The organism is Acidovorax sp. KPB24-07, assembly GCF_057543315.1.
Genome location: NZ_BAAJYS010000109.1, coordinates 1 through 11,897 on the forward strand (window position 1 = coordinate 1; position 11,897 = coordinate 11,897).

Below are 11,897 nucleotides of genomic sequence, written 5' to 3' on the forward strand. Positions count from 1 at the left end.
CGCCGCGCTGGCCATGGCGCTCAACGGCATCGCCACGGCGCTGCTCATGCCGGCGATGGCGGCGCTCCTGCACTGGGCCGGCGTGTGGTGAGCGGCCCGTGGGCCGCATGGGTTTGTCAGCGCAGCACGGCGAGCGCGAAGGGCAGGCTAACCACCCCCAGCACGGTGGACAGCGTCACCAGCCCGGCCACGTAGGGCCCGTTGTAGCCCATGCGGGCCGCCAGCACGTAGCAGGTGGACGCGGTGGGCAGGGCGGAAAAGGCCATCAGCACCGTGGTCTGCACCCCGTCCAGCCGCAGCAGCCGCGCCATGCCGAACGCGATCACCGGCTGCACCAGGTGGCGGATCGCCAGCACCGATGCCGACAGCAGCTTGCCGCGCGTGAGCAGGCCGAACTGCATGCCCGCGCCGGCCGCCATGAGCCCGAGCGCGAGCGACGCCGCGCTGATGCGGCTCACCGTGGGCTCCATCCACACGGGAATGTGAAAGCCCAGCAGGTTGGCGGCCAGCCCCGATCCGGTGGCCACGATCAATGGATTGCGCAGCAGCTCCTTGAAAAAACCGTGCTGGCCCGCGCGCGCCATGGGCCACACCGCGGCCACGTTGAACAGCGGCACGCACACGCCGATCAGCACGGCGATGAGCAGCAGGCCCTGCGGGCCCGCCAGCCGTTCCGCCAGCGCCAGGCCCATGAAGGAATTGAAGCGGAACGCCACCTGGGCGCTGGCCGCGTGGTCGCGCGGGTCGATGCGGCCACGCAGGCCGGGCAGCCGCGGCAGGCTGTAGGCCAGCGCGATGCCGACCAGGCCCGTTGCCACGCCGGCACCGATCAGCCCCGAGGCCTCGCCGATCTGGATCGGGCTTTTGACGATGGACTGGAACAGCAGGATGGGAAAGAGCAGGTAGTACACCAGGCTTTCCACCGGCTGCCACACGGTGCGGTTGAGGGCCGTGTAGCGGCAGACCAGGTAACCGCACAGGATGAGGGCAAAGTCGGGAAGGAGGAGCTGCGCGTAATTCACGGCCCGCAGGATACCGCGCGGCCCGCCCCGGTGGCCCCCGAAGCCGGGCCCGGGTGACGCCTCAGGGACCGGGCCGCGCCGCGGCCCTTCCGCCCTCGACGATGGCCTCGATCACCTTCTGAAGCCCCCGGTTCATGGGCTTGTCGTGGCGGGTGATGAGGGCCTGGGTGCGGTACAGGGGCGGGTCCAGCGGCCGCAGTTCGAGGTCTTCATGGCGGCGGCTGTGGCCCGACAGCGCCATGCGCGGCAGGATGCCGCAGCCCAGGCCGGCCGCCACCATCGCCTTGATGGCCTCCACGCTGTCGAACTCCATGACGGGGGCGGGCGTGGGCAGGGTGCCGCCGGCGCTCAGCCAGTCGTCCACGATCCCGCGCGTGCTGCTGCCCGTCTCGAACTTCACCAGCGGGTGCTGGTTCATCATCTGCGCGGTGACCGCCCGCGGCCAGTGGCAGGTGCCTCGGCGGCAGATGGCCATGAGCTCGTCCTCCAGGATGGGGACCACGGCGACCGCACGCGAGACAATGGGCAGCGTCACGATGGCGGCATCGATCGAGTTGTCCTCGATGCGGCGCACGTAGTCCTCCGTGTTGCCCGTGCTCACGAGGATGCTCAGCGATGGAAAGCGCTTGCGCAGGTCCTGCAGGATGGGCGGCAGCAGGTACAGGCACGAGGTCAGGCCCGTGCCCAGCCGCACGCGCCCCGTCACCCCGGCCGAGTGGAAGGTGGCGGCGCTCACGGCATTGGCCACGGCGGCCGTCACATGCGGCACATGGGCCAGCAGATCCGCGCCAGCGGAGGTCGGGCCCACGCGGCGGCCCACGCGCTCGATGAGGCGCACCGACAGCCGGCGCTCCAGATTTCTCACCTGCAGGCTCACCGCGGGCTGGGTCACCCCCAGCCGTTGCGCCGCAGCAGAAAAACTCCCCAATTCCAGCACCAGCGCGAAGGTCCGTAATTGATCGAGATCCAAGGTACGTTCCATAGGCTTAGCTTATGTTTTGTATAAGACGGCAAATCTTCACTTATGGATTGAATGCCGTCAATATTCATCCCGTGCAAAAACTCCAGAGACTTGAATAAAAGCCGGGAGGGGAGGAGCAAGCTGCTATCGGTGCGCACTGGCGCACCGATAGCGCCTTGTATTTGTCGGCTGCAATGATTGATGGCGCATGGCCTCAAAAAACCTGATATCCATCGAAGACCTTTCGCGCAGCGAAATCGAGACGCTGTTTTCCGATGTCGACGACATTCGGCGGTTTCCCGGGGAATTTGGAAATGCGCTGGCCGGAAAAATCGTTTTCACCCTGTTTTGCCAGCCCAGTACGCGAACGCGGCTGAGTTTCGAATCCGCGGCCTACCGCCTCGGCGCGCGCGTGCTGAGCGTTTGCGACATGCACAGCACCCGCCAACCCCTGGGCGAGAGCCTGCTCGACACCACCCGCATGGCCGGCTACTACTCCGACGCGCTGGTCGCGCGGCACGCCGACCATGGCGTGATGGAGCAGATCAAGGGCACCCTCGACGTGCCGCTGATCAATGCCGGCGAAGGGCTCGCCCGGCACCCCACCCAGACGCTGATCGACCTGTACACCGCCCGCGAGCATTTCGACACCCTCGATGGTCTGCGCGTGGGGCTGGTGGGCGGCCTGCGCTACTCGCGTGCGGTGAAGTCGCTGCTGGTCGGCCTCGGGCAGTTCCGCGACGTTGAGCTGCATGCCGTCGATGCCGCCAGCGAAGCCGACGACGGCAGCCCTTTGCCGGCCGACCTCGCCGCTGCGGCGCGCCGCCCCATCCATCTGCACGATTCGGTGCAGGCCATGCTGGGCCATGTCGATCTGCTGTACGTCGTGCGCGTGCAGCGCGAGATGTTCAGCGACGCCGCGCTGTACCAGCGCCAGCTGGACAAATGCCGCGTGCACCGCGCGCTGCTGGCCAAGGCGCCACCGTGGCTGGCGGTCATGCATTGCCTGCCTCGCACGGACGAGCTGGACACCGACGTGGACCCGACCCCGCAAAACAAGTATTTCCTGCAGGCCGCGTACGGCGTGCCGCTGCGCATGGCCGTGCTGCGGCGCTACATGACGCAGCCGCTGGGGAGAGGAAGCGGCGGCAACGGCGGTGGTGGCGCCAGGGGACTGGCGGCGGATGCGCTGTCGCGCCGCGCGATCGACGTGCTCAGCAACGACGAGTTGTCCCTCGCATGGTGATGCTCTGCGCAATGGCCCTGATGGGGCTCGTTGTGGGTGGCGTGGCCGTGACGGTCGGAGGGGGCGTCACCATCGGCGTGCCGTTGCTGCTGCTGATGGGGCATTCCGCCGCCGCGGCCATCGCCACCGTGAAGTTCGCGCTCGTGGGCTCGTTCTTCACCGGCACGCTGGCCCACCGCCGTGGCGTGGCGGCCCCGGTGCGCATTCCCTGGGTGCTCTGGCCCCTGGCGGCAGCGGGGTCCGTGATGGGCTCGCTGATCGTCACCGGGGTCGATGACCGGGTGCTGCGCATCATCGTCGCCACCATGATGGCCGTGGTGTTGTGGATCACCTACCGGACGGATTTTTCCGCACGCGCCGCCACCTCGGCGCCAGCCGCGCGGCTGCCCCTGGCCGGCATCGCCACGGTGTTCGCGCTGTGCGTGTATTCGGGGTTTTTCGGCGCGGGCTTCGGCACCTTTCTCATCTTTGCGCTGATGCATTTTTTCGGCCTGTCGTTTTCCGACAGCGCTTCGGTCATGACGCGCCTCAACCTGCTCGTGGTGGGCTCGTCCGTGACGACCTTCATCACCCACGGTGCGGTCGATTTCCAGTGGGGCATTCCACTCTTCATCGGCTGCGCCCTGGGCGGTGTGATGGGCGCCTGGGTGGCCCGGGTGCTGTCGCCCGAGCGCATGAAAACCGTGTTCCTGGCAGGCACGATGCTGGTCGGCGTCAAGCTGATCTGGGACGCGATGGCGTGATGCCGTACCGTCCTCCGAATGGGGCCCGTCCGGCCCGTGCTTCTGACTTGCAAGGAGCAACGCCAGCCCCCCAACGACGTCACTGAACCCTTCTCCTGCCAACGGGAACCGCCCTTGCGCGTGCGGGAAATCCCTCACTGTGGACTGCCATGCGGACCACGATCGGCGTGCGTCAGCGATTAGGATGCACACCATCGTTTTCATCGTGTTCAAGCAGTACAAGGAGACTTCTATGCAGCGCCGAAACTGGCTGGGTCTGGCCGTCCTCGTGGCCACGGGCAGTGCCATGGCCCAGAGCTATCCCACCAAACCGATCCGGCTGGTGGTGCCCTTTGCTCCTGGGGGGACGACTGACATCATCGCCCGCGTGATCTCCGATCCGCTGTCGCGCGCGCTGGGCCAGCCCGTGATCGTGGACAACCGCGCGGGCGGCGGTGGTGTGGTCGGCGCGGCCGAGACGGCCAAGGCGACGCCGGACGGCTATGCCCTGGGCATCGCCACCGTGTCCACCACGGCGGCCAATCCGGCGATCAACCCCAAGACGCCCTACAACCCGCTGACGGACTTCACGCCGATCATCAACATCGCCGCAACGCCCAACATCATCGCGGTGAACCCCAGCTTTCCAGCCAAGGACTACAAGAGCTTCGCCGCCGAGATCAAGAAGGTGCCGGGCAAGTATTCGTACTCGTCGTCCGGCACGGGCGGCATCGGCCATCTGCAGATGGAGCTGTACAAGAGCCTGACCGACACCTTCGTCACGCACATTCCCTACCGCGGCGCGGGCCCGGCCTTGAACGACACGGTGGCCGGCCAGGTGCCGATGATCTTCGACAACCTGCCTTCGGCGCTGGCCTTCATCAAGGATGGCCGCCTGGTGCCCATCGTGGTCGCCGCGCCCCAGCGCGTGGCCGCGCTGCCCAATGTGCCCACCTTCAAGGAAGTGGGCCTGGAACCGGTGAACCGCATGGCCTACTACGGCATCCTGGGCCCCAAGAATCTGCCCAAGGACGTGGTGGACAAGATTAACGCCGGCGTGCGCAAGGCGCTGGAAGACCCGGCCGTGCGCAAGCGCATCGAGGACACCGGCTCGATCATCATCGGCAACACGCCCGAGCAGTTCGCCGAGCAGATCAAGGCCGAGTTCGAGGTCTACAAGACCGTGGTGCAAAAGCAGAAGCTGTCGCTCGACTGAGCCAGCGCGTCTTCGCTTGCTCAGACCAGGCCCGCCGGCACCGCCCGCGGGCCTTTTTTTTATCGTGCTATGGTTTTGCGATGCTGCCCGAAAGCCAGACCTCCATCGACACCTTCATCGACGCGCTGTGGCTGGAGGACGGTCTCTCGCGCAACACCCTGGCGGCCTACCGGCGCGACATGACGCTGTATGCCCAGTGGCTGGCGGAGCAACCGTCCGCGCTGGCCATCGACAGCACGCAGGAACACCACCTGCAGGGTTATTTCGCGGCCCGCCATGCGCAGACCCGGGCCACCTCGGCCAATCGGCGCCTGACCGTGCTGCGCCGCTATTTCCACTGGGCGCTGCGCGAGCGGCGCATCGCGGCCGATCCCACGGTCCGGCTGCAGGCTGCGCGCCAGCCGCTGCGCGTGCCGAAGACGCTCTCGCAAGCCCATGTGGAGGCCCTGCTGCGCGCCCCGGACACCGGCCACCCGTTGGGGCTGCGGGATCGCGCCATGCTGGAGCTGATGTACGCCAGCGGGTTGCGCGTGACCGAGCTGGTCACGCTCAAGACCTTCCAGGTGGGCCTGCGCGAAGGCGTGCTGCGGGTGATGGGCAAGGGCGGCAAAGAGCGGCTGGTGCCCTTCGGCGACGAGGCGGCGGCATGGCTGGAGCGCTACCTGGGCGAGGCGCGCGCGGCCATCCTGGGCGGGCAGCAGACCGACGATCTTTTCGTGACGCAGCGCGGCGCGGGCATGACCCGGGCGATGTTCTGGGTCATCGTGAAAAAGCAGGCGCATGCGGCGGGCATCACCGTGCCGCTGTCGCCGCACACGCTGCGCCATGCCTTCGCCACGCACCTGCTCAACCACGGGGCGGACCTGCGCGTGGTGCAGCTGCTGCTGGGGCATGCGGATATCTCTACCACCACCATCTACACCCACGTGGCGCGCGAGCGGCTCAAGGCGCTGCACGCGCAGCACCATCCCCGCGGATAGTTGGGTGCCGGGAAGCGGGTGGGAGCTGCGCAGGGCGCGGACAATCGCGGTTTCCTTTTGTGCACCCGGAGTCTTTGCATGACCGATCTTTCCCGCCGGCAATGGATGCTGGCCGCCAGCTGTTCCTGGCTGTCCACGCTGCCGTTCGCAGCCCACGCCCAGCAGGCAGCCGCCTGGCCGTCCCGTCCCATCCGCATCGTGGTGGCCTATCCCGCCGGCGGGGTGAGCGACGTGGTTGCCCGGGCCCTGGGCGACAAGCTGTCGGCCCAGCTGGGCACTTCAGTGGTGGTGGACAACAAGGCCGGGGCGGGCGGCTCCATCGGCATGGATGCCGTGGCCAAGGCGGCGCCGGACGGCTACACGCTGGGCTTTTCGTCCATCAGCCCGCTGGTCCTGAACCCGCACCTGGGCAAATCGCCGTTCGATCCGGCCAAGGACATCGCGCCGGTGGCCAGCGTGATGGTCTCTCCCGTGCTGCTGCTGGGCACGCCCGCCAGCCAGGCCAAGGATTTCCGCCAGTTGCTCGCCACCGCGAAGGCGCAGCCAGGAGCGGTGCGATGGGCCACCTCGGGGCTGGCGTCGCTCGGGCACATCATGCTGGAGCAGATCATGCAGTCCACCCAGGCGCAGATCACGCATGTGCCTTACAAGGGCGGCGGCCAGCAGCTCAACGATGCGCTCAGCGGGCAGTTCGAAGTGCTGTCCACCAATGCCGGGCCTGCGGTGATGCAGCACATCCAAGCCGGCAAGCTGCGCGCGCTGGCCGTGGGTGCGCCCGCCCGGCTCGACACTTTGCCCGACGTGCCTACCCTGGCCGAATTGGGCATTCCGGCCGCCAACGTGAGTTCGCTGTTTGGCGTGTTCGCGCCGGCGCGCACGCCGGCGCCAATCCTGGAGCGTTTGAATGCCGAGATCAATCGCGCCCTGGCCCTGCCGGATTTGCGCGCCCGGCTCGAAGCCACCGACAACGTGCCCCAAGGGGGCAAGGCGGCTGACTTTGTGCGGCAGATTGCCGAGGAGTCGCAGAACAACGCCCGCATCATCCGCGCGGCGGGCATTCAGATGAACTGATGCGGCTGTCAGGAGGTGGCGGGGTCGTTTGGCTGAGCATGCGCGACGCTCACTCCGCTACGCAGCTGCGCGCGGGCCGGTAGAAGGAGCGCGAACGGCGCTTTCTGGTTCATTCTCCGCGCCGCGTCCCCAGAACAAGTCTTCTTGAGCTGGATCGCTGGAGAAGAGACGAACTTCGGCGATCTGGCTGTGCTCGATGCGGATCAGATCGACCCCCGGCTGCTTCAACTTGACGCCGTTGGCCTCGCCAGCGAACTCCAGCGTCACGGCAACCCAGTCGCCATTGGCCATGTAGTGACTGGCGTGGGTGATCGTGAAGGTGCCTTTGGAGATTTCCATCATCTTGCCCAGCATCGGACCGACTTGCGCCATGCCGCGATGCGTTCCGGAAAACTGATGATTGCCTGGCTGGTGCCAGATCACATCGGGAGAAATCAGTCGGATCAATGCCGTCTGATCGCCCGTCTGGACCGCATGAATATAGGCCTTGGAAATGTCGATGCCAGTCATGAAAAATCACCTTTCAATAAAATATGAATGGTGATTGTTGGACAAATAGAGGCCAATTGCTCGATGTTATTGGGACAATAAATGGTATTTTTGGGACATTCATGCAAAAGGCGAGGCAAGTGATGTCGAAGGTGGCGAGTGTTCCAAAAGGGATGAGCAATGCGGGTATCCCGCGGCTGAAGTACGACCCCACGGCGCCCTACCGGCTCGATCTGGAGGTCTATCCGGCGGGTGATCTATGGCGCCGCGGCGGCAAGGAAAAAGTGCAAACGACCCATCGCTACGACTTTTTCATGCTGGTGTGCATCACGCAAGGAGAGTGCGTTCAATGGGTGGATTTCCAGCCGTTTGCCTGCGAACAAGGAACGTTTTTGATTCTTCGACCAGGGCAGGCCCATAACCTCGGGAGCGATGAAGACTGGGAGGGTTGGATCGTCCTGTTTCGCTCGGAGTTTGCGATGCCCGTATCTGCTGCATCGGGCGACCCCGCGCTCGTGTCGGATCGGGTCGGGTTGCCGGAAAAGCTGCTTCTGGACCAGGATCAGTTGAGAACGGTGAGTCGCTCGATTCAGCAGATGTACGAGGACGCGCACCTCGAGGCTTCCCTCGATCACGTGCACGCTCTGCTGCGCCATCAACTTCACGCCCTGCTGGCACGATTGAGCCTTCTGAAAGGAAGGCAGCGGCCGTTGGATGAGCCGCCGGTTTCCGCTGCGTCACAGCGCTTCCAACGGTTTCAGGCGCTGGTTGAAGAGCGCTTTGCGAATTGGCATCAGGTGGCCGATTACGCCAGTCACCTCGGATATACAGAAAAGAGTCTGGGCCGGTCTTTGGCCGCCGCTACAGGCATGACCGCCAAAGGGTGGATCGCGGCACGGATCAATCTCGAAGCCAAGCGGCTGCTGGTGCACACGGACTTGCCCATTGGCGCCATTGCCGACAGGCTGGGCTTTGACGAGGCGACCAACTTCACCAAATTCTTCAAACGCGAAGTGCGCTGTTCTCCTGCGGAGTTTCGTCGCAGGCAACGGGGTGAAAGCCCACTGTTACACGCTGGTTAGAACGTGGAACCAGCCCCGGCCCGGCCTGGACCGACCGGGGGCCTTGCCGCTCACTCTCCCAGGCTTTCCGCCCAGGTCAGCGCCTGCAGGTGGGCCCAGTTCACCTGTCGGTTGGACAGGTGCAGCGCGTCGGCCGAGCGGGCGAACGCCACCTCGTCGCCGCTTTCGCAGGCTTTGGTGAGTTCCAGGAACGGCGCGAACACGCCGGTGTTGTGCAGCAGCGCATCGATCACGGGCTGGGGCAGGGCGACGGAGTCGAGCGCCTTTTCCAGCGGAACGCCCAGCATGGTGTCCAGCAGCGAGAACACGCCGACCACGAAGGCGTTGTCGCATTCTTCGGGCGGCAGCAGTTCGGCAGCGAGCAGCTCCATGAGGCGGCCGCGCACCACGGCGGTCTGGCCCACGGCGGGTGGAGAGCCCCCGGCACGCGAGGTGGTCATGAGCAGCGCCGCCCAGCGGAACAGCTTCTTGAGCCCCAGGATCATGACGGCGTGCCGGAACGAGGTGACCTCGCACGACAGCCCGAAGCCCGACGAGTTGATGAACCGCAGCAGGTTGAAGGACAGCGTGGGGTCCTTCTTGAGCAGTTCCTCGATCTCTGCCGTGCTGGCCTGCTTTCGCACCAGATTGATGAGCTGGATGATCGTCGCCTGCGAAGGCCGGATGGTCTGGGCCTTCACCAGTGCGGGCTGGGCGAACCAGTAGCCCTGGAACAGCTTCACGCCCAGGGCGGACATGCGCTCGTGCTGCTCGGCGGTCTCCACCTTTTCGGCCACCAGCGTCGCCTTGGAGTTGGCGCGCGCGAACTTCACCAGGGGCTCGGCCAGTTCGGCCCGGAACGCCTGCATGTCCAGCTTGACGAAGGCCGCCAGCGGCAGCCAGCTGGCATAGGTGCGGCGCAGCACGTTCTGGTTGAAGGCGAGGCGAAAGCCCCGCGTGCGCAGGCCTTCGAGCGTGGACACGCGCCCTTCGATCTCTTCGGCCGTGGCGCCGTCGGCCAAGGGCGGTACTTCCAGCACCACCTTTTCGGGGTGGATCAGTTCGAGGTGGCCGCCGGCCAGGCTTTCGTGCGTGCAGTTGATGAACACCGTCTTCTTGCCCACCAGGGCCTCGGTGCCCGCATACGACAGGGCATTGAAGAGCAGGGCGGCATCGCTGGCCGCGGTGTGGGCATCGGAGGCGGTGGAACGGTCGAACAGCTCGTAGCCGAAAACGGCACGCTGCTCATCCACGATCGCCTGGCGCGCAATGATCGCCAGGTTGCTCGAGTCCTCGTCCTCCCCTTGCGGGGCGGTGTTCTCGAAAGCCGGTACGTTGTCTGAGTTGCTCGACATGGAGGGTCTGCGTCAGTGAGTGGGATGAATTCGGTGACCTTACCACCAGAGCCGCACGCTGTCGCCCACTCTGGGGCTCATTCCGTCAACTGGTCCGCCCAGGCCAGTGCCTGCAAATGGGCCATGTTGATTTGCTGGCTGGACAGTTGCAGCGAACTGGCGGCCTGATCGAAGGCGGCATCGTCGCTGGATTCGCAGGCTTCGGCCAGCCGCAGCAGTTCGCCCAGCGTGCCGGCGCGGTGCAGCAGGGCGTCCGACACGGTGCCGGGCACGTGCAGCAGCCCCACAGCGGATTCCATCGGCATGCTCAGCATGCGGTCGAGCATCGAGAAGATGCCCACCACGAAGGCCTGATCGGCGTCTTCCTGCGACATGGTCTCCAGGGCCAGCAGCTCCATCAACCGACCACGCACCACGGCCGTGTGGCCGACGGCGGCGGAGATGCCGCCACCGCGCGAGGCGGTGAGCAGCAGCGCGGCCCAGCGAAAGAGCTTCTTGAGTCCCATGAGCATCACGGCCTGCCGGAACGAGGTGATCTCGCGGGAGAGCCCGAAACCCGACGAATTGATGAGCCGCATCAGGTTGAAGGCCAGGCCCGCGTCCTTCTTGAGAACCTCTTCGATTTCGTCCGTGCTGGCCTGCTGGCGCACGAGGTTGATGAGCTGGATGATGCTGCTTTGCGCGGGGGTGAGCAGCTTGGCCTCCACCAGCGAGGGGCGGGAGAACCAATACCCCTGGAACAGCTGCACCCCCTTGCTAGAGGCCATGTCGTACTGCTTGGCCGTCTCCACCTTCTCGGCGATCAGCTCGGCCTTGGAGTGCCGCCCGGCATATTTGATGAGCACGGCCAACTGGTCCGGCGCCAGTACGGACAGGTCGAGCTTGATGTAGTCGGCCAACGGCAGCCATGGTGCATAGGCCGATTCCAGCACCGTGTGGTTGAAGGCCAGGTGGAAGCCCCGCTCGCGCAGGCCCGACAGGATCGGCAGCCGCGTACTCACCTCTTCGGCGGCCGCGTGGCCCAGGGGCGGGATCTCCAGCACGACCTTGTCGGGATCGACCAGCTCCAGGTGGCCGCCGGACAGGCTCTCGTGCGTGCAGTTGACGAAGATGAGCTTCTTGCCCACCAGTTCCTCGCTGCCGGCGTGCGACAGCGCGGTGAACACCAGGAACACGTCCGTCGCCGCCGTGTGGCCATGGCCGGAGCGCGAGCGGTTGAAGAGTTCATAGCCCACCACGGCCTGCTGCCCGTTCATGATCGCCTGGCGGGCGATCATGGCGCCGGCAGGGCTGCTCTCGGGGGCAATGGACGGGGAATTGCCGGCGACAGGCGTGTGGGGCATGGATGGCGAACGGAAGGCGATCGGTGGAAGGGCCGCGTCCCTTCGGCAAAGGGGTTGCGGGGCTTGGGCGCATTGTAGGAAAGAACGGCTGCCCACGCGGCCGGGTCAGCCATGCTGCAGCCACTCCATTTCGGCGTCGCTGAAGCCCGCCGCGCGGCGTGCATCGGCGTTGAACGGCGGTTTCAGGCGTGGCGCCTCGTAGCGCCGGACCAGGAGGGCGTAGTGCGCCATCGGGTCCAGCCCTTCCCGATCGCACAGGAAGCGATACCAATGGTTACCAATCGCCACATGCCCGACCTCCTCGCGCAGGATGATGTCCAGGATGTCCACAGCCGCCAGCGCGTCGGCGGTGCCCACCTGCCGCAGTTTGCGCTGGATCAGCGGTGTGGCGTCCAGGCCGCGGGCCTCGAGCGTGCGCGGCACCAGGGCCA

Annotated in this window: 12 protein-coding genes; 6 read left to right on the forward strand and 6 right to left on the reverse strand. The window is 66.0% G+C overall.

Annotation, left to right across the window (positions count from 1 at the left end; all coding sequences use genetic code 11):
* Window positions 1–116 precede the first annotated feature (116 nt).
* The gene (locus AC27IQ_RS12960) at window positions 117–1,034 is read right to left on the reverse strand and encodes an AEC family transporter (RefSeq protein ID WP_284430249.1); all 918 of its coding nucleotides are present in this window, start codon (window positions 1,032–1,034) and stop codon (window positions 117–119) included.
* Between the two features lie 49 nt (window positions 1,035–1,083).
* Complete coding sequence (locus tag AC27IQ_RS12965; protein ID WP_284406014.1) at window positions 1,084–2,004, reverse strand: LysR family transcriptional regulator; 921 nt, start codon at window positions 2,002–2,004, stop codon at window positions 1,084–1,086.
* Window positions 2,005–2,191: 187 nt separating this feature from the next.
* Here AC27IQ_RS12965 and pyrB point away from each other — a divergent pair, with 187 nt between their 5' ends.
* The 5 genes from pyrB to AC27IQ_RS12990 all read left to right on the forward strand — a co-directional run bounded on the left by pyrB (window position 2,192) and on the right by AC27IQ_RS12990 (window position 7,218).
* On the forward strand, window positions 2,192–3,229 hold the full coding sequence (pyrB, locus tag AC27IQ_RS12970) for an aspartate carbamoyltransferase (RefSeq protein ID WP_487089713.1): 1,038 nt from the start codon (window positions 2,192–2,194) through the stop codon (window positions 3,227–3,229).
* 20 nt (window positions 3,230–3,249) lie between these two features.
* The gene (locus AC27IQ_RS12975; protein WP_317359460.1) at window positions 3,250–3,972 is read left to right on the forward strand and encodes a sulfite exporter TauE/SafE family protein; all 723 of its coding nucleotides are present in this window, start codon (window positions 3,250–3,252) and stop codon (window positions 3,970–3,972) included.
* Window positions 3,973–4,204: 232 nt separating this feature from the next.
* A complete protein-coding gene (locus AC27IQ_RS12980) occupies window positions 4,205–5,167 on the forward strand; it encodes a tripartite tricarboxylate transporter substrate binding protein BugE (protein WP_272568039.1) in 963 nt (320 codons plus the stop codon).
* Between the two features lie 80 nt (window positions 5,168–5,247).
* Complete coding sequence (xerD, locus tag AC27IQ_RS12985; protein ID WP_317359465.1) at window positions 5,248–6,147, forward strand: site-specific tyrosine recombinase XerD; 900 nt, start codon at window positions 5,248–5,250, stop codon at window positions 6,145–6,147.
* A 78-nt stretch (window positions 6,148–6,225) separates the two neighbouring features.
* The gene (locus AC27IQ_RS12990) at window positions 6,226–7,218 is read left to right on the forward strand and encodes a Bug family tripartite tricarboxylate transporter substrate binding protein (protein ID WP_284430132.1); all 993 of its coding nucleotides are present in this window, start codon (window positions 6,226–6,228) and stop codon (window positions 7,216–7,218) included.
* Between the two features lie 57 nt (window positions 7,219–7,275).
* Here AC27IQ_RS12990 and AC27IQ_RS12995 read toward each other — a convergent pair whose 3' ends face one another.
* Complete coding sequence (locus AC27IQ_RS12995; RefSeq protein ID WP_284430133.1) at window positions 7,276–7,728, reverse strand: nuclear transport factor 2 family protein; 453 nt, start codon at window positions 7,726–7,728, stop codon at window positions 7,276–7,278.
* 122 nt (window positions 7,729–7,850) lie between these two features.
* Between AC27IQ_RS12995 and AC27IQ_RS13000 the strand changes: the two genes are divergently transcribed.
* The gene (locus tag AC27IQ_RS13000; RefSeq protein ID WP_284430134.1) at window positions 7,851–8,789 is read left to right on the forward strand and encodes an AraC family transcriptional regulator; all 939 of its coding nucleotides are present in this window, start codon (window positions 7,851–7,853) and stop codon (window positions 8,787–8,789) included.
* A 50-nt stretch (window positions 8,790–8,839) separates the two neighbouring features.
* Here AC27IQ_RS13000 and AC27IQ_RS13005 read toward each other — a convergent pair whose 3' ends face one another.
* The 3 genes from AC27IQ_RS13005 to AC27IQ_RS13015 all read right to left on the reverse strand — a co-directional run.
* Window positions 8,840–10,123: an EAL and HDOD domain-containing protein gene (locus tag AC27IQ_RS13005; RefSeq protein ID WP_284395463.1), complete on the reverse strand. Its 1,284-nt coding sequence runs from the start codon at window positions 10,121–10,123 to the stop codon at window positions 8,840–8,842.
* 77 nt (window positions 10,124–10,200) lie between these two features.
* Window positions 10,201–11,466, reverse strand: coding sequence for an EAL and HDOD domain-containing protein (locus AC27IQ_RS13010; protein WP_284430136.1), 1,266 nt, complete (start codon window positions 11,464–11,466; stop codon window positions 10,201–10,203).
* A gap of 105 nt (window positions 11,467–11,571) precedes the next feature.
* Window positions 11,572–11,897: DUF455 family protein (locus tag AC27IQ_RS13015; RefSeq protein ID WP_487089714.1), on the reverse strand; the 326-nt coding region annotated here is incomplete at its 5' end.